15 protein-coding genes are annotated in these 18,839 nt (G+C 42.3%); 7 read left to right on the forward strand and 8 right to left on the reverse strand.

The window, feature by feature from the left end; genetic code table 11:
• Window positions 1-9: 9 nt before the first annotated feature.
• The 5 genes from ACP26M_RS05000 to ACP26M_RS05020 all read right to left on the reverse strand — a co-directional run bounded on the left by ACP26M_RS05000 (window position 10) and on the right by ACP26M_RS05020 (window position 4,321).
• Complete coding sequence (locus tag ACP26M_RS05000) at window positions 10-948, reverse strand: transketolase family protein (protein ID WP_426586722.1); 939 nt, start codon at window positions 946-948, stop codon at window positions 10-12.
• A gap of 1 nt (window position 949) precedes the next feature.
• The gene (locus ACP26M_RS05005; RefSeq protein ID WP_426586724.1) at window positions 950-1,816 is read right to left on the reverse strand and encodes a transketolase; all 867 of its coding nucleotides are present in this window, start codon (window positions 1,814-1,816) and stop codon (window positions 950-952) included.
• Window positions 1,817-1,823: 7 nt separating this feature from the next.
• Window positions 1,824-2,651, reverse strand: coding sequence for a cytidylyltransferase domain-containing protein (locus ACP26M_RS05010; RefSeq protein WP_426586726.1), 828 nt, complete (start codon window positions 2,649-2,651; stop codon window positions 1,824-1,826).
• A 10-nt stretch (window positions 2,652-2,661) separates the two neighbouring features.
• Window positions 2,662-3,726, reverse strand: coding sequence for a hypothetical protein (locus tag ACP26M_RS05015; RefSeq protein WP_426586728.1), 1,065 nt, complete (start codon window positions 3,724-3,726; stop codon window positions 2,662-2,664).
• Between the two features lie 295 nt (window positions 3,727-4,021).
• Window positions 4,022-4,321 carry a hypothetical protein gene (locus ACP26M_RS05020; RefSeq protein WP_426586730.1) on the reverse strand — a complete coding sequence of 100 codons (300 nt, stop codon included), beginning with the start codon at window positions 4,319-4,321 and terminating at the stop codon, window positions 4,022-4,024.
• A gap of 348 nt (window positions 4,322-4,669) precedes the next feature.
• On the opposite strand from ACP26M_RS05020, the gene ACP26M_RS05025 reads away from it, so the two are divergent.
• The 4 genes from ACP26M_RS05025 to ACP26M_RS05040 all read left to right on the forward strand — a co-directional run bounded on the left by ACP26M_RS05025 (window position 4,670) and on the right by ACP26M_RS05040 (window position 14,594).
• Window positions 4,670-7,243: a BamA/TamA family outer membrane protein gene (locus ACP26M_RS05025; protein ID WP_426586732.1), complete on the forward strand. Its 2,574-nt coding sequence runs from the start codon at window positions 4,670-4,672 to the stop codon at window positions 7,241-7,243.
• A 686-nt stretch (window positions 7,244-7,929) separates the two neighbouring features.
• Window positions 7,930-13,236: a PKD-like domain-containing protein gene (locus ACP26M_RS05030; protein ID WP_426586734.1), complete on the forward strand. Its 5,307-nt coding sequence runs from the start codon at window positions 7,930-7,932 to the stop codon at window positions 13,234-13,236.
• Window positions 13,237-13,309: 73 nt separating this feature from the next.
• Window positions 13,310-14,008 carry a head GIN domain-containing protein gene (locus ACP26M_RS05035; RefSeq protein ID WP_426586736.1) on the forward strand — a complete coding sequence of 233 codons (699 nt, stop codon included), beginning with the start codon at window positions 13,310-13,312 and terminating at the stop codon, window positions 14,006-14,008.
• Between the two features lie 112 nt (window positions 14,009-14,120).
• Window positions 14,121-14,594 (forward strand): hypothetical protein, encoded by a 474-nt coding sequence (locus ACP26M_RS05040; protein WP_426586738.1) that lies wholly within the window; start codon window positions 14,121-14,123, stop codon window positions 14,592-14,594.
• A gap of 142 nt (window positions 14,595-14,736) precedes the next feature.
• On the opposite strand, the gene ACP26M_RS05045 is transcribed toward ACP26M_RS05040, so the two are convergent.
• Window positions 14,737-15,243, reverse strand: coding sequence for a hypothetical protein (locus tag ACP26M_RS05045; RefSeq protein WP_426586740.1), 507 nt, complete (start codon window positions 15,241-15,243; stop codon window positions 14,737-14,739).
• Between the two features lie 246 nt (window positions 15,244-15,489).
• On the opposite strand from ACP26M_RS05045, the gene ACP26M_RS05050 reads away from it, so the two are divergent.
• A complete protein-coding gene (locus ACP26M_RS05050; protein WP_426586741.1) occupies window positions 15,490-15,891 on the forward strand; it encodes a hypothetical protein in 402 nt (133 codons plus the stop codon).
• A gap of 34 nt (window positions 15,892-15,925) precedes the next feature.
• Here the strand turns inward: ACP26M_RS05050 and ACP26M_RS05055 are convergent, their stop codons facing one another.
• Both ACP26M_RS05055 and ACP26M_RS05060 read right to left on the reverse strand, forming a co-directional pair.
• On the reverse strand, window positions 15,926-16,591 hold the full coding sequence (locus ACP26M_RS05055; RefSeq protein WP_426586742.1) for a response regulator: 666 nt from the start codon (window positions 16,589-16,591) through the stop codon (window positions 15,926-15,928).
• Between the two features lie 348 nt (window positions 16,592-16,939).
• A complete protein-coding gene (locus ACP26M_RS05060) occupies window positions 16,940-17,350 on the reverse strand; it encodes a DUF1348 family protein (protein ID WP_426586743.1) in 411 nt (136 codons plus the stop codon).
• A 141-nt stretch (window positions 17,351-17,491) separates the two neighbouring features.
• Between ACP26M_RS05060 and ACP26M_RS05065 the strand changes: the two genes are divergently transcribed.
• Both ACP26M_RS05065 and ACP26M_RS05070 read left to right on the forward strand, forming a co-directional pair.
• The gene (locus tag ACP26M_RS05065; RefSeq protein WP_426586745.1) at window positions 17,492-17,920 is read left to right on the forward strand and encodes a DUF1801 domain-containing protein; all 429 of its coding nucleotides are present in this window, start codon (window positions 17,492-17,494) and stop codon (window positions 17,918-17,920) included.
• Window positions 17,921-17,932: 12 nt separating this feature from the next.
• Window positions 17,933-18,628 (forward strand): ankyrin repeat domain-containing protein, encoded by a 696-nt coding sequence (locus tag ACP26M_RS05070; RefSeq protein ID WP_426586747.1) that lies wholly within the window; start codon window positions 17,933-17,935, stop codon window positions 18,626-18,628.
• Window positions 18,629-18,839: the final 211 nt, after the last annotated feature.

Below are 18,839 nucleotides of genomic sequence, written 5' to 3' on the forward strand. Positions count from 1 at the left end.
TCAATATTTTTATTCTGAAAATTCAGGTGTTAAAATTTGTGGTTGATGGTGGGCTGTTTGATAGCCCAGTATTTTTTCGGCAATCTGTTTGCCGGTGAAGCCTTCATACTCCAATACCGAAGGAAGAAGTGTTGGTTTGAACCATTTTTCGTTCAATGCCATTGGCAGCACATTGGCTGTAGTACGGTGCTTCAATAAAACCTCGGCTACAATAGTATACAGGCCACCGGTTAAAAAATGATCTTCAAGTGTAACCACCAGTTTGCTTTGTGCAGATGCTTTCAATATAGCCTGCTCATCAACAGGTTTAAGGCTGCGCATGTTGATCAAACCAACAGAAAGCCCTTCGCTTTTCAGCATTTCAACAGCGATCAGTGCCTGCTCAAACAGCAAACCATAGGTTAAGATAGTTACGTCACTGCCTTCGGCTATTACCTCAGCTTTGCCTATAGTAAATAGCTCATGCACATAAGTGGTTTTGCGTGTGTTGATGCGTGTGTATGCCGGGCTTTTGCTTTCCCAGATCTGAGGCAGCATTTTTACCAGGTCATCTTCATCAGCCGGGGCAAATACGGTTACATTAGGGATGCCGCGCATGATCGAGATATCTTCAATAGCCTGGTGGGTTGGCCCGTTAGCATCTGATAAAAAACCGGGGATGAACGAACTGAGTTTAACAGGCAAATTGGCAATGCCAACATCGGTACGTACAAACTCAAATGCGCGCATGGTTAAAAAAGCGGCAAGCGCATGTACCACAGGGGTGCGGCCACGCAGGGCAAGGCCCGCTGCTGCACCGATCATGGTTTGCTCGGTAATACCCGTATCAATAAAACGTTTGCCTAATATGCCAGGCAGGTTACGTACCAATGCACGGTTTTCGGCGGTCATTACAATCACCTGCTCGTTGGCAAGGGCTGTTTGGGTTAAAAGTTCTTCGTAACTCATCTTATCGCACCACTAAAGTTTCTGATGTTAATGTTGTTTCATGTTCGCCATGCAGCTGCAGTAAAAGTTGCTGAATCTCATCTGCATTGAAATTGCAAAACCACCTATCGGCGCGTTCCTGTATACTTGGCAGGCCTTTGCCGCGTACGGTATCGGCAATAATTACATTGAGTTTGCCGGTTTGAAAAGGGAAAGCACCAAATGCTTCATCAAGCTCAGTAAAGCTGTGGCCGTTTATTCTTTTAACTGCCGCGCCAAATGCTTCAAATTTATCAGCAAGCGGCTCCAGCGGAATCAGGTCTTCGGTACGCATATTGGCCTGAAAATGGTTACGGTCAACCACGAACAGCAGGTTATCCAGTTTATAAGCATTAGCTACCAGTATGGCCTCCCAGCAGGTACCTTCGTTCAGTTCACCATCTCCTAAAATGCAAACAACTTTGTTTGTGCCGCCGCTGATCTTCAGGTCCAAAGCAACACCAATGGCTACCGATGGCAAATGCCCCAACGAGCCTGAGTGAAACTCGATACCCGGAATTTTGGTGTTTGGGTGCCAGTAAATATGGTCATTAAGTAGCAGGTGGTTTTTTAAACGTTCTCTTTCCAATAAGCCCAGTTCGGCAAAAGTGCCGTACAAGGCAGGCACATCATGGCCTTTTGACAAAAAAAGGTAATCGCGGTTTGGATCATCAAGATTATCCTTGTTAATGTTTAAAAAGCGACTATATAAATAAACGATCAGATCGACCGCCGATAGCGATGCACCTGTAAAACACCCGCCTTCGGTAGACATGCGGATGATGTGCTCCCGTACCTTCAGAGCGGTGTCTGTTAATCCCTGGTAATTGTTGTTCTCCACTGTTATCATTCGCTTGTTATAATTCCTGTAAGTTTTTTGTGGGTGCCTGTTTGGTTTGGGCAGATGTAATGGTTTTTAACTCATCTACATGATGCCGATACCAGTTTACCCCGGCATATTGTGCATTGATGTTATAGATCTCGGGTTTTTGATTGAGCAGGTTAAGGATATCATCGCACGAGAAATTATTGTTATCTGCATATAATTCGCGGAATACACGCTCTATGAAATAATAGTCTTCTGCGTAGTCAATTGTAAAGCGATGCGACATAGAATAATCCAAACCGGCAGGCCAGGTTACATTGCCAATCCTGAACAGTTGCTGGTTTTCCCAGATATAAGGAGTAGTATGCTCCAGTTCCAACTCGCGCGTTGCACCTTCCCATGTTTTGGTAAGGCATTCCATGGTCATGATCTCCACATCATTGCCGTCGGGGTAAGTAGCCGGGTGCAGGTTACTTACAAAATCAAAGTTGTTTTGGTTGGCAAAAAAGTAATCCAATACATGATCTACAATGCGCGGATCAATCAGCGGACAATCAGAAGGGATCTTTAATACAATATCCGCATTATGCAATTTCGCGGCCTGATAATGGCGGTCGAGCAGGTTATTCAGGCTGCCACGATAATAGGGGACACCTATGTTGATAGCTTCGTTGATGATGATATCATCATCCGGCGTTTCGGATGTGGCAATGACCACTTCTGCCTCATGGCTGATCATTTGAAGCCGCTCAATCATCCGGGCAAGCAGGCTTTTACCCAATATAGGCAACATTACCTTGCCAGGTAGCCGGCTTGAAGCCATGCGAGCTTGTACTACTATTAAGATTTTTTCTTTCACGGTAAAATGATTACCAGTTAGCTATTAGTTCTTCGGTTAACCGGGCCTCCTGCTGGCTAACCTGGCATTTTTCCATAGCAAGTTCCGGGTCAAAGCTTTCCTTGTCGCCATTGTGGTTTAAATAACCGCGGCAAATAGCAGCGATATTTCTTGCTGATACACCATTGTTTTGGATAGGCGCAAGCCTTTTAAGCTCATTGACATCAAAAAGGGAATGGACCTTTTTGCCTAAGGCGATACCCGTATAAACTACGGTTGAGTATTGGGTAATAAGCTCGCAGCAATTGGCTATCATATGGTTGGTATTGCCATGCCTGTATACCAATGTACCGGCCGGGGTATTAGCGTAGATTTCCTTTTCGGCCCGTTCAAAGTTTTCATTAGGATGAAGTTTGAAGAGCAGTGGGCGGCCATTGGCAATTTTTACCGCTTTTTTAATAAAAGCAATCCTGTTTTCAATGCGGAATGTTTCGCGCATATCGGTAGTGGCTACCATTACATAGTTATGATGCGGAAAATCATTATTTACGTGTTGAACCAGGTTATCATAATTAGGCATGCCGGTTACCACAATTTTGCGTTCGTCGGTACCCTTGTCCATAAAGTACTGTTTATAACCTTCTGAGGCCGCGCAGTAAACATCACAGATGTTTGAAGACCCGTTTAACGAGGTATTGCCACATAGCGTAGGAGGAAGTTTCAGACTTCTGATAACGCTGCTCCAGGGAGTGTAACGATCAATCATACCTTCCTGCACCCAGATAGTTTTGGTGTTAAGCATACGTTGAGGCACAATCAGGTCGGTGCAATAAACCACAAGCTCATATTTTTGCTTTTTGGCCTGAAAGTCTATCTGTAGATTGTTGTCTTTCAGATACCCTTCAGCGAGAATCCTGAATTTGGTAGATAGCACCGTTCCGCTAAGCAGGGTGGTTTTATTAATGATAGTATTTAAAGTAGTGTTATCAGTAAACAACTGGCTAAACCAGCAGTCAAATTCAGGCAGCTCCTTAGCTATCTGATGCATTTGCGTGGTTTGATTAATTGAACCGGTAATGAATAATATTTTCTTCATCCTTTTTATCTCAATCAGCAATTGCGTTTAGATTCAATGATTAATAATTTTATCATTTTAATTTTAAATTACGAGGCAGAGCAAAGGGCAAAGCCTTATAATTTGATAAATGTAGGGGGGCTATTTTTAGATAATGCGAAGTCTGCGTTATCAAATTATTAAGCAGGATGTTGGAGTGTATTATTTATTAACAAATAATGTATGTTGTTAATAAAGTGGCAGTATTGATGGGGATAACCCGTTTAATATAAGTTCGTTGTCGGGTTTGGGTTCTGCTTGTATTTGTAGCAGCGTTTTAAACCATCACCTTAAATATAATAAGGATGGCAGTGACAAACAAAATGATCATCCCACCGAGAAAAAAATAATCGGCTGAGGTTTCGAGATGACCGCCGGGCTTAATATTGCCCCTGATTGAAAGGAACGATAAGATACAGCTCAACATAAAGAAAACCAGGGCTATAGTTACTGTTTCATCAATATACGTCCGTTCGGAAAGTTTCAGGAATTTTAATGAGGTAAGCACCACAAAACATAAGCCCAGTAAATTTGATGCAGCATTAAGGATGTGTGGCGATTTATCGTTACGTGACATATATAAACAGGAGTAAGGTAAAACTAACAAAATCTATAAAAACCGGCAGAGGATAATGACAAATGTTTATCGGTCAATATCAACAATCTAATAACATAACCTCCGGCCGGATGTGTAAAATAATCGCAGATTGTTTATTTTTATCGCAACATTGAGATACAAATAGGCGATGATTAATAAAGCTATTATTGAGTTATTTAAGAATATACCTGATAAATAACGATATATCGTCATTTTTTTTACGTTGTTGCTTGCTAAGTTGCTGTGATATAGGATATTGTGTGTTTGGTATGCATGTTGCAAGTAATTCATAGTATTTAACTCCCTGCATCTTAAACACATTACCTCATGACAAAAAAGATACTTGTTTTTTTATTCCTTACGGGTTCGGCTGTGTACGCCAATGCGCAGGCCATAGCACCATCGGCCTGGCAAAAATTTCCGGATAGTACCGTTGTAAGTGTTCACGCGTCATATGATGATGTAACTGGTATCCACCGTTGGCTGTTCGGCGAAAATTATCGTAAGGATTGGGCCATGAAAGTGAAGCTTCCGGTTATAAAACTATCGCAAATAAATGGCGGGCTAACACCTATTAAACAGGGTGGCGGAATGGAATCAAAGTCGTTACGTTTGGAAGATAAAACCGGCCGCGAATGGGTATTGCGCAGTGTTGAAAAAACACCGGATAAGCTGTTGCCCGAAAATTTGCAGGGTACCTTTGCTGTTGATTGGGTTGGCGACGAGTTTAGTGGCCAGCATCCGTATTCGGCCTTGATCGTGCCGCCTCTCGCTGAAGCAGCGCGCGTACCGCATGCTAACCCGGTGATAGGTGTTGTGGCCGAAGATCCCGCACTTGGCCAATATAGTAAGTTGTTTGTTGGTACCGTATGTTTGATAGAGGAAAGGGAGCCCGTTGGTTCGTCGGATAATACCCTTAAAATGGAAGGGCAGCTGCTTAAAAGCTACGATAACAGGCTGGATGGAGAAGGCTTTTTACGTGCCCGCATGCTTGATCTTTTAATGGGCGACTGGGACAGGCACGAAGATCAATGGCGCTGGGCTGATACTAAAAATGGTAAAGGTAAAACCTATGTTGCTGTACCCCGGGATCGTGACCAGGTATTTCATGTTACACAGGGCGTGTTTCCGAGTATTGCTGCATTGCCCTGGATTGATCCCTTATTGGAAGATTTTACCGGGGATATTCCGCATGTGAAATATTCTCTTTTCAAAACAAGGTTCATGAAACAGTACCCGGATGCGCAAATAAGCTATGAACGGTGGATGCAGATAGCTAATGAGTTTGTTAAAGCCGAAACTGATGCAGTACTTGAAGAGAGTTTAAAACGCCTGCCGGCGGAGAGTTATAAATTAAGGAATAATGAACTACTTGCTATATTAAAACAACGCAGAGATAATATCCCGGCAGCAATGAGTGAGTATTATAAATTTACTAACAGGATAGTGGATATCCGCACTACTGATAAAAGCGAACTCATTACTGTTGCTGATGCTCCTGATAAAGCTATGCGTATAACTATTAATAAACTGAATAAGGATGGTGAAACCAAAGATCAGTTTATGAATATGGTATACATACCTGAAATCACTAAAGAAATAAGGTTGTATGTATCTGCAGGGGATGACCACATAGTTATTAATAATGCCAACTCGCCCATTAAATTACGACTTATTGATAGTGTCGGCAGTAAAACTGTTGAGGTTAAGCAGTCGGCGCAAACAATAAAATTTTATGGACGGAGGGATAGCACCAGCTTTACCGGTAACGTTGGTAAATTAAGTAAGCATCTTTCAAACGACACCTCAAATACCCGGTTTTTACCAACTAACTTATATAATGTATGGATGCCGCTGGCAACTGCTGCATTAAATAAGGATGATGGCTTTTTACTTGGCCTGGGCTTTCAATATACCGGGCATGATGGATTCAGGAAACTGCCTTATTCAACATTGCAGCAGGTAATGATAACCCATTCATTTGCTACGGATGCTTTCAGGATCAAATATAGAGGTGAGTGGATTGATGCCATTGGTAAAGCTGATTTTGTTATGCAGGCCAACATCCAGTCGCCAGATAATACGGTGAACTTTTTTGGTCTTGGCAATGAAAGTCCTTTAAATAAGTTTCCGGGTTATCGTACCTATTACCGTACGCGGTATGATATTTACCAGTTTGATCCGGCTTTACGCTGGCATACAGGCAAAAATAGCGATATCAGTGTTGGGCCTTCGTTTCAGTTTTATCACCTTGACCTCCATGACAATGCCGGGCGGTTTATTAATCAAACATCGCTCATCAACTCTTACGATAGCTTAACAGTTGGAAAAGATAAGGCTCACCTTGGCGCATTGATTAATTATACCACAAATCAGCGCGATAATAATATCCTGCCCACAAAGGGGTACTATTTTACTGTAACGGTGCAAGGGTATGAAGGGCTTAACAGTTACTCCAAATCATTTGTGCAGATCAGGCCGGAGTTTACGTATTATCAAAAGCTAACTCCCGGAGGTGCCATTGTATTATCTGATCGTGTTGGCGGTGGTGTAAGTTTTGGTAACCCTGCTTTTTACCAGTCTATGTTTTTAGGCGGGCAGGGTAACTTGCTGGGCTATCTGCAAAACCGGTTTGCGGGTAAGCACATGGTATTTAATAATTTTCAGGGACGGGTTAAACTTGCAGACATTGCCAGTTACATTATACCCGGTCAGTTAGGTTTGGTAGGCTTTTATGATGCCGGCCGCGTTTGGATTAAGGATGAACACTCAGATAAGTGGCATACCGGTACGGGCGGCGGGTTATATTTTGCGCCGGCAAGTTTAACAGTATTGCAGTTGCTGGCGGGTCATTCAAGCGAAGGCTGGTATCCTTATATATCACTTAACTTCAGGTTGTGATTAACCTTTGCGAAAACCAGCATAAAGTATAAAGAAGAGAGCCAGAGCCGGATCAGAAAGGTTTTGGCTCTTTTTTATTAGTGTTTGATTTTGAGTGTGTTATGTGGTTGGTTTGCCTGACTGTGTGAATGTTAGAAGAATTAAGAGGCCTTTATGCCAAGCACTAAACAGGCTTGAAAATATATTTCTTTATAATTCCTAATTCTTAAGTTATTGATCTGAGCAGCTTTCCTGAATGCCCCGTAATTAATAGAAGATCATTTTTGCTACGAAGCCGGGATGAACAAGATTTGCTTATCTCGGCTTTTTTAGTTCACTATTTCAATTGAAGAGTAACTGCTAAAAGCGGACTGATAAATTCGTTTGAGTAGTATCGGTATCTTAATGGAGCTCCATAATATCACTGTATTAATTATTGGTTAATTTAAACTTATTTTTACTTTCTTTTTAAATAACTTTTGTGCGATTTTTCATTTATATATCTTAATTTGAAATAAAATTTAAAAATAATTAATATTAAAACCTCTCAACCTAAACAATTTGAATAATTACGGCGTATAAAACCCAACCTGATTTTTGTTATGGCGGGTGCAAAACTATTTTATACCCTGAAGTGATTTTGCAAATAGAAGCTTTAACAACCTCGTCATTTGTGGATTTGATTTGTAAGGCATTGTGGGAGGTTCATGAACAACCGTTTATTAATATTATTATTCCTGTTATTCTCGTTCAAAGCGAAAGCGCAAAACTGCACTTTGAGCGCTAATATTTCGGCATCATCAACAACTATCTGTTCGGGCAGTTCGGTGGTGTTAAAAGCTACCGCGACTGCTGGTATAGCTCCTTATACTTATTTATGGAGTACCGGCGAAACCGGTCCTGCTATCAGCGTAAATAAATCAGGTACTTATAAAGTAACTGTTACTGATAAAACTGCCGGGTGCAAGGGCGTTACAAAGAGCATAACAATTGCTGATGCTAATACACCGGCCGCACCAACAGCTAAAAATGTAGTAGTTTGTCAAAATAGTGAGGCAACGCTTAACGCCACAGGGCCGGGGGGTGATTATCAATGGTTTGATGCGGACGGTAATTTTTTGGCAAATTCGAGTACATTTACCACCCCTCCGGTAATATCATCGACTACTTATTATGTACAAACCACAGTCGCCGGCTGCACAAGTCCCCGAACGGCGGTCGCGGTATATATTACCGGTAAGCCTGAAGTTACGGGAGCTGCTGTGTGTGTGGGCGGGGTTGCAACGTTATCAGCAAGCGGCGGGCAAAGCTATAGCTGGTATGCATCGGCGGCCGGAGGAGCTGTCTTGGGAACCGGGCCGTCGTTTGTTACCCCATCATTATCTAAAACTACCACCTATTATGTTGTTGCTGTAATTAATGGCTGTACCAGCGTTCCCACAGCTGTTGTCGCTAAAGTTAATCCCCCACCCGCTACGCCGGTAACTTCAAATGATAATATTTGTTCCGGCTCAGTGGCAACTTTACACGCCGATGCGTCTGCAGGTTTTTTTCAATGGTTTGATGTGCCAACAGGAGGTGTCCCACTTATTTCGAGTCCTGATTATACAACGCCGGTATTAACTGCCAACAAAACTTATTATGTGCAAACAGTACTTAATGATTGTGTTAGCCCGCGCGTACCAGTAACTGTATCTGTTAACCCGATACCGGCAGCACCGGCATCTCAAACCACTACCATTTGTTATAATTCAGCAGCTACATTAACGGCTGCTGAGAACCCTGCAGGGACATATGCCTGGTATGATGCGCCAACAGGCGGGAAGTTATTGATGCCGGGTTTGCAATTTATTACGCCCGCATTAACTAAAACAACTACATATTATATCGAAAATACTACTGTTGCCGGCTGTAAAAGTGACCGTGCACCGGTAAAGGTGATTGTTAGGCCCTTTGTAGCGGCCCCTATAGCGGCGGGAGCCGTGGTCTGTTCAGGTTCGGTAGCTTTATTAACAGTAACATCTGCGAGTAATGATAGTTATCAGTGGTTTGATGCACCGATGGGCGGGAAGCTTCTATCATCTCGGGCGGGATATACAACTCCGGCATTGACATCAAGTACAACTTATTATGTGCAAGCCACTCTTGATGGATGTACCAGCGCCAGGACAGCTGTGTCGGTTACGGTTATTCCTCCGGTAACGGCTCCCCAGGTGCCTGCTACCTCTGTTTGTTACAACGGGTCGGCGGTGCTTATTGCCACCGGAACCGGTACGGGTTTTACCTGGTATGACAGCGCTGTAGGGGGCACAATTTTATCGTCAGGATCAACATATGTCACTCCAAATTTAACTGCGGCAACAACTTATTATGTTGAAAGTACATCAAATGATTGCGTTAGCGAGCGTACTGCGGTTACGGTAAAGGTAAATCTGCAGCCATCACCCCCAATTGCCGAAAATGTATCGGTATGCTCGGGCTCATCAGCAAAGATTACAGCCAAGGGCAATGGGGAAATTCTGTGGTTTGCTACCTCTGATTCCGGGGACCCTTTGTTTATCGGAAACACATTTAATACCCCGGTTATGTCCGAAAAAACAACTTATTATTTACAAAGCAGGGTTGGCGATTGTGTAAGCAATCGCGTGCCGGTAACGGTTTCAATCAATGTTGCTGAAGAGGTGCGGTTTGTTTATACGTCGGGTACCTATAGTCCTCAAAGCCCTAACCCTAAGCCTGTCATCAATAATCCATCGGGCGGTATTTTCAGCGTATCGCCGGCAGGTTTGGTATTTGTCGATAACCATACCGGTGAGATAAATGTCAGGGCGAGTACGCCGGGTAAATATGTCATTACTTTAACAGGTAGTGGCCCATGTTCGTCAGCCTATAGTGCCGGGGTTGAAATTACTTCCATATTTAATTCAAAGTTTACCTATGGAGGGCCGTTTTGTCAATATGAAACCAACCCTAAGCCAACGTTTCCGGCAAATGCAAGTGCGGGTACATTTTCGGCATCGCCTTTAGGTTTAACTTTTGTGAGTACAGCAACTGGTGAAATTAATTTGAGTAAAACAACCCCGGGAACATATGAAGTTACCAATACCATCTATAATCCCGACGGAACCGTAGGCAGTGTAGTCAGCACAAAGGTAACAATAGTGTCTGGTGCGAGGATAGACGCCGGTCCCGATCAGGCCATACAAGCTGGCGAAACCGCCCAGTTGGCTGGCAGCATAGGCAATGTAAAAGGGGGGAAATGGTCGGGTGGGCTGGGCAAATTTGCTGATGCGACAGATTTGAATACTACATATACCCCGGCTGCCGGTGAAAAACAGGTAATACTCACTTTAACCTCAAATGACCCGGGCAGTTGCGGACCGGGGATTGACAGAGTTGTAATTAATATTGGCTCCACTGTGCGGGCGCCAACAGTATCGGGCACGACTACATGTATGGGTAGTATAGCTACTGTATCAGCTACGGCGCCTGGCGGAATATATCGCTGGTATAGTGCAGCCGAAGACGGTACGTTGTTATCTACCGGGCCTAATTTTATTACCCCTCCGCTCACTCAAACAACCACGTATTATGTAAATACAACATCCAATGGTATTACAAGCAGCATGACTGCGGTTACAGTATCGGTTACTGAGCCGCCACCTGCTCCTGTAGTTAAAAGTGTGCCAGCTTGCGAAGGCAGCAATACTACGTTAACCGCCAGCGGTTCAAAGGGTACATATCAATGGTATGACGCTCCGGTCGGTGGCTCTTTGCTTTCAATTAATGATAGCTATGTAACACCGGGTTTGATAGCCAATACCAGTTACTATGTGCAGGCTGTTGTGGATGGGTGTGTAAGTATGCGCACTAAAGTTGATATAACGGTTACTCCTTTGCCGGTTATTACCAGTGGTTCTGCCGATAATATATGCAGCGGCGTGGCCCAAAATTATTCAATAACAGCCGATTCCCCTGGGACTACGTTTTTATGGTCACGCGCGGCCGTGCAGGGGATTAGCAATGTCGCCGTTTCAGCTGAAACATCTGCTCAAATAACCGAAACATTGATTAACACCACGAGCGATCCTGTTGATGTTACTTATGTAATAACACCTGTATCTGCTAAAAGTTGTTCGGGTACGCCATTTAGTTATGTGGTAACGGTTTATCCATCCCCACAGGTTACAAGTGCCCCAACCAGTACATTATGTAACAAAACAACTGATAATTATGCCATCACTTTTAATATTCCGGGCACCGGCTTCAGTTGGTCGAGGAGCGCGGTTTCGGGCGTTAGTAATCAGTCTGTATCAGGGCAAATGGCCGGGTTAATCCGCGAAGTATTGTTTAATACTACTAATGCGCCCGTTGATGTTACCTACGTATATAATTATAAAACCAGCAACTGTTCGGGGACACCTTTTAAATGGGTTGTTACCGTTAACCCATCAGTTATCATTACCAGTAAAACATCAGATGCAACCTGCAGCGGTGAGCCGCTTGGTTATACCATAACTTCAAATGTTCCCTCGGCAACATTTACGTGGAGCAGAGCCGCTGTGGCCGGAATTAGTAATGCGGCAGTGGTGAATAAAACTGGTAATAAGATTGACGAGGCGTTGATTAACAAAGGAGCATCAACTGTAAATGTAACCTACATTATTACGCCAACCGCTTTTGGATGTAATGGCGCGCGGTTTGCCTATGTGGTAAAAGTTAAACCCGAAATACCACTGCCCGATATCAGAACAAATTCGCCGGTGTGCGTAAACAGTACTATTAAACTGAATGTGCCGACTACCCCGAATGCTGTTTATACCTGGACAGGACCCAATGGTTTTAAATCCTTGTTACAAAATCCCGAAATCAAAAACGTTACCTCAGATATGGCCGGCACTTATTCCTTGTATGTTACAGTTAATGGTTGCAGCAGTCTGGTAGCATCCAAAGAGGTTGCGGTGAACAAACTGCCAACTTCTGATGCGGGTGTAAATATACTGGCTTGTGTTACCGATCAGTATGTTCAACTGGCTGGCAAGATAGGCGGCGGCGCAAAAACCGGAGTATGGACAAAGAAAGATGCCAATCCGGGCCAGTTTTTGCCATCTGGTAATGAGTTAAATGCAAGGTATGAGCCAACTGCTGAGGAGAAGGCCGCCGGGTCGGTAACGTTGGTATTGTCATCTACCAGTAAAGACAATTGTAGCATTGCCACTTCCGAAATGACTATAACTTTTGGTAAAACATCTGGAACCGATGCCGGCACCGATCTGGAAGTTTGCGCAAAGCGCGACCCTATTAAGCTGGATGGAAATATCCTGATACCAGGCGGCGGCAAGTGGACAAGCTCCGGTACAGGTACACTGCTTTACGCGGAGAATGCCCAGGGAGCCGTATATACTCCTTCTGAAGAGGATGTAAAAAATCGTTCAGTAAAGCTTACGCTTACTGCAAACACGCCAGGACAATGTTATACAGCCAGCGATGATATGGTGATTAAATTTATACCGCCGCCAGTTGTTGATGCAGGCGGAATAAGATATGTATTGAAAAGGCACACCATCACCTTAACGCCAACTATAAGCGATGACAATGTACATTACTTGTGGCTGCCAAACGTAGGCTTAAGTAATAACGAAATAAAAGAACCGGTGGTAACGGGCGATGCAGATATTGTTTATACACTTTATATAACGGATGTTCGTGGTTGCGTTAACCAAAGCCAAACTATCGTTAAAGTTTCACCTGATATTATTGCGCCAAATACGTTTACGCCCAATGGCGATGGATTTAATGATTATTGGGAGGTGAAAGGCCTGGTTGCTTATGAAAGTTCGACAGTAGATGTGTTTAACAGGTATGGCCAGAGATTATACCATTCGATGGGTTATGGCGTGCCCTGGGATGGTAATTTTAACGGACAGCAGTTGCCGGCAGGTACCTATTTTTATATTATCGATCTTAAGATGGGCAAGCCGCCGTTATCGGGTTCTGTAACTATCCTCAGATAGGCTGGCACGGAAGAAAATCAAAAAAATTGCAACGTTTTTTTAGAAGACGCGTCATATTCTTAAACACGCGATCATGAAAAGACTAATTTTCTCACTTATGGCTTCGTTACTAACGGTTTCGATAGCCTTTAATGCTTCCGCACAAACTGTAACCCGCAATGTATCCGGTTATAACGGTATTGCCTGTGGCGGCCCGTTTAACGTATTTATTAAAATTGATGGAACCGAAAGCCTGAAACTTGATGTTGATGCCAATGTAGTTGATGATATTAAAACTGAAGTAGAAAACGGCATATTAAAAGTTGAATTTAAAGATCACTGGAAAAACCACCGCAACATTCAGCGCGCTAATATTTACATTACAGCCAAAAGCCTCAGGTACCTTGCTAACAGCGGTTCCGGAAACACAACTGTTGATGGTACTATAACTGGCGAGAATGCCAAAATTGCATTAAGCGGTTCGGGGAATATCAAAACTGCTGTTAAATCAGGTACGCTGGATCTGAGGATCAGCGGATCTGGCTCTATTGATGTCAAAGGCAGCACAGGCATGGCCGATTGCCACATCTCGGGCTCAGGCGAGATTAACGGCAAATCATTAACAACAGAAACTGTTGAAGCTTCAATTGCCGGTTCGGGCAACGTTAGTTTAATTGCCAGTAAAACTGTTTCGGCCCGTATTTCGGGTTCCGGAAGTGTTGTATATTCGGGCACGGCGACAATTGGCGAAACACGGTATGCTGGCTCAGGCAGGGTAAGTAAAGCTGACTAATAAACTGCTATTAAAATATTGAAAGACTGCGCTATTTGGGCAGTCTTTTTTTTTGTTATTGATGTAGCGAACTACTGATAAGTATCGTAATGTTAATTAAAACCTTCACTTTATGATTAAGCCTGTATTGATATTTAAGAATTTAACTGTTTGCCTGTTGCTATCGGTTTTGTTTTCTCTTGGCGCCTGTAAAAAAGACAAGGCGCAGCAACCTGTCCAAAAAAATACATCTCTTTTTGGCCAGTGGTATATTCCGGTTAAAGAGGGGGAACAGGCGCGTTATTTAGTATTCTCGTCGGATAGTACTTTTGTTTTGGCCGATGTAACTTATACAAATGGTAATTCAACAACGGTTCAGTACACCGGGAAATTTCATACTAAAGGAGATGGATTAAACATTGTTATCGCAAAAAAAACGGTAAGTGAAGGTAGTAATGTTATCAGTACCGAGCCTTCTAACGCTCAATTTTATACCAATTCGGCATTTGTTGTCGACAATTATAAATTGACCATAAACTATAAAGACAATATCGGAGCGGCTGTGAAAAGCATTTTTTCGATGGTACTTCAGGATAAAGTTATTTGATTTAGTTTGTTTTAGGCATCCTGAGAGGGGTGCTTTTTTGTTTATACCTTATTAATTTCGCCGGCCACACGTTGAGCCGAGCGGATACAAGACTCCATACCTCTGCTTAAAATATCAAGATAAGTACCGGCGAAATATCAATTCACATAGCCGGGGTAAATCCTTTGCGCCGGCTTTTCAGTTTAATTGCCTGGTATATCATAATTATGATAAATAATACCAGTAAAATTAAAAGCCCTGTTTTTATTACGGGCGAATCGGGCCCATCGGCCAATGGTTGTTCAACAGGGAGCCTTGTAAGCGTTTCAACTACCGCGGGCACCAACGAAAAGAATAAGGTGGCCGTCATGCCTAAAGTTTGCACATAATCTGCCTTACTGCCAAAAACGCGCAATGACGGAGCATAGTAAACAACAGGCAATAATATCAAAATAAGAAAAGACAGGTTATGCGCGCTGCTTAGGTGCCCTGTTTTCATGACCAGGAATGATGTTAAGCAGGCCAGCACAGTAAAAATGCCGTAAAGCCTGCCGTTTTTTGTTTTGGGGGCAATTTTTCCATCCTGAAATAAGGCTATAAAACCAACGGCAACTCCCACAAGGCTTATTGCAGTATGGATAATTCCGAACGTTGATAGATGATTTGGCATAAAAAGTGATTTTAAGGTTAATGATATTATTAAAGTGATTGGCATATGAAGATCAATACCAATGCCTATTTTTTATATTATTGATAATGAGGATTTTGTGTTTGTTGCTGACTTTGAGATGACGAAATATCGTAACGAATTGCCATTACTAACGGAATATAGTAATTGTCAGTTACTTAATAGTAATGCAAACTAACATGCCGGTTTTAGGGTTAGTTAAAATAGTTGTATATAAATGAAAAGCAAATGTTGAGCATTTATTATAAGATCTGGGTTGACGCCATAACGCAAGAAAGGGCAAAGAAGGGGACAGATGGTAATTGGAAGGCATTTACAATTATTCCAATATCACTAATTCAGGGCGTTAACCTGCTAACCTTCTTATTTATTCTCCGCTCTTTTACTGATATCCCTATCCTTTTTACAATAGACCTAACAAGAGATAAGGCTATAAATGCCTTCATTGCCGGTTTGCTTGTATTTTTTATTCCCTTTGTGATATTGAATTATCTGCTCATTTTTTACAATGACCGCTATAATAAGCTGATGAACCTATATCCAAGTCGCGGCAGCAAAATTTACCGTAATTATGTGTTGATTAGCCTGGGGATTATTGTGGTACCTTTTGTGCTTAAACTGATTTTTTAGCATATGATAAAAGAGATTGAGATCAGAAAGGGCCTTATACGCTTATGATCTGGTTTTTAATAGCAAAAAGCACCATACCCGTTCTTGACTTAAGCCCGAATTTTTGAAACAGTGATTCACGGTAGTTATCAATAGTATGAGGGCTCAGGTTCATTTCATCGGCAATTTGCCTGTAGGTTAGCTCTGAACAGCTTAGTTTCAGAAATGTAAGTTCGTTAGAGGTAAGCTCTTTGGATTTATCGGCAGCTGCATTTTTATTTTGCATGGTATAAAGCAATTTGCCGCTTACCAGTTCATTAAGGTAGTAACCATGCTTCTGGATAGTTTGCATCGCATACACTACATCCCTGATCTTCGAATCCTTAAGCATGTAACCAACCGCCCCGTTCTTAAGCATGTTGATGATCGGTTTATCCTCGTCAGACATGCTTAGCGCCAATACTTTTACCGTTGGGTGGTTTTCCCGTAGCCAGGCGGTTGCTTTATAACCATCCATCACAGGCATGGTAATGTCCATCAAAACAATATCAGGCAAGGATGACTTTTTAAGTTTACTGATCATATCCTCCCCGTTTTCAGCATCGAAAAGAATTTCAACCTCTTTAAAGTCTTCGAGCAGGCTAATCATGCCCTGCCTGAACAAAGTGTGGTTATCGATAATGGCAATTTGTATAGGCGCGGCCGATGTAGAAGTTTGCATTAATTAAAGGTTATATCTGTTAACCGGTGTTAACTATAATGCAAAGTATGAAAAATAATGAACTTCTATTTCATTTTATTATCTGTTTTGAACTAAAAAAAGGGCGATTTCACCCTTTCTAATTTTAGTGCTTAAACGAAATTTGAGATATAAAGGCCCCCCGGTTTAATATTTGTACCCCTGAATGAAATATGCTTATGACCATTAAAAGCGTAAGGATGTAGAAATTACTTCGAACGTTTATAAACCTAACTGAAGAGGAGCCTAAACCTTTTTACTTAATTATTTTAATATTGATGTTTAACCCATTGTAAAAGCCGTCGGCTTTTACAATGGGTTATCCTATTTTTACAGCCGCCTGTCTTCTTGCCTGATGGGTAAGTCATTGATACTGGCATAGCGTTTTTGCATAAGCCCGTTTTCGTCAAACTCCCAGTTCTCGTTACCGTAAGCGCGAAACCATTCTCCTTGGGCGTTATGGTATTCATATTCAAACCTTACAGCAATGCGGTTATCTGTAAAGGCCCAGAGTTCTTTTTTTAGCTTATAGTCAAGTTCCTTTTGCCATTTGCGGGTTAAAAATGCAACAACCTGTTCGCGGCCGTTCACAAATTCTGAGCGGTTGCGCCATTCGGTATCAATGGTATATGCTAATGAAACCCGTGCCGGGTCCTGGCTGTTCCAGGCATCTTCGGCCAATTGTACTTTTTGGGTGGCAGTTTCAAAATTAAATGGGGGGAGTGGCAGCCTCTGTTCCATGATGGTAATAATCTAATTTGATTCACCAAAGTTAAAAGGATCCATGTTCGTTTTGTGGTACTATTTACGGTTCCTTTGGTATTAACTATTCTTTTTTTAACTTAGATTAAGCCTCACAACCAATTTATTACCGGTTTAATCATGAAAGCCAAAACTGCAAAAACAGCCATCCTTGCCGATTCTGAAGGTGTAGATGCATATATGCAAAAGCTTGATCATCCACTAAAGGAAGTATTAGAGGCTTTAAGAAAAATCATCCTAAGTGTTGACGATGAAATTGGCGAACACATCAAATGGAATGCACCAAGCTTTTTGTATACCGGAGAGATGAAACCTTTTGATCCCCAAAAGTATAAAAGATACCTGATTGTTTCAAACGTTTACCAAACAGATTGTATCAGGCTGGTATTCCTTTCCGGCGCCAAGATCAATGATGCCTCGGGTTTGCTTTCCGGCGATTATGCAGATGGCAGGCGCCTGGCATTTTTTTATAGTATGGATGAGGTTGTGGTGAAAGAAAATGCATTAAAAAGCGCGGTTAAAACATGGTTGGCACTGTTGGATAAATAGCAAACACGCACTATGATTAAATTTATTCAGCATATAAAGGATTTTAACATTGAAGCTGTTAAGGCGATGATCAGGAAAGATCCCAGATGGCTTGCCTGGACTGAAGACGATGGTAAAAACGCGCTCCATTATTTATGCGCTGTTGAGATTGTGAAGAAGCCGGATAAGGCTGAAGATAGTTTAACGATACTCGAATTATTATTGGCCGGCGGTATGAATATCAATTCAATCCACCGGATAAAAGAAGAATGCGGTTTCTTCCCGGCCACACCGCTTTGGTATGCTTATACCCGTGGACGAAACGCGCTGTTATACAAGTACCTGCTGGCAAATGGGGCAGACCCGGAACATTGTATGTATGCCATAACCTGGTATAATGATGCTGAAGCAGCTGAACTGTTTAAAAGCTACGGCGCACAAATTGATAGTAGTGCGGGTAATGATACGCCATTTATGGCTGCTTACAATTGGAAACGCTTTGAAGTGGCCAGGTGGTTTTTAAAGAATGGCGCCAATGTGAATTTTGCTGATAAGGATGGAAATACGACACTTTTTCATGCTGTGAAACGAAAGTACAAACTTGACCAGATCAGGCTATTACTGCAATATGGCGCTGACTTTAATATCAAGAATAAGGATGGCCTATCTGCCAAGAAATTGGCAGAACAAAATAACCAGAAGGGCGTTTTAAAGCTGTTTGCCTGTTAAATATTTTTTACATAGAGACGCGTAATTGCGTCTTTCAATATGCAAATAGCACATGATTTGCTGCTGAATGTTTGTTCTAAAGGAGGTGCTGTGCCGTTACGCCGTGTTTTGATTTTAGTGAATTTGAAATGGCTAAACCTGACGAATTGATAAAGCAATTTCTTCAGCATGAAGTTTTATTAACCAAAAGGTCTCGTCCCAAAAAAGGTTA

Origin of the sequence: Mucilaginibacter sp. R-33 (genome assembly GCF_049949235.1) — a bacterium.
GTDB lineage: Bacteria > Bacteroidota > Bacteroidia > Sphingobacteriales > Sphingobacteriaceae > Mucilaginibacter.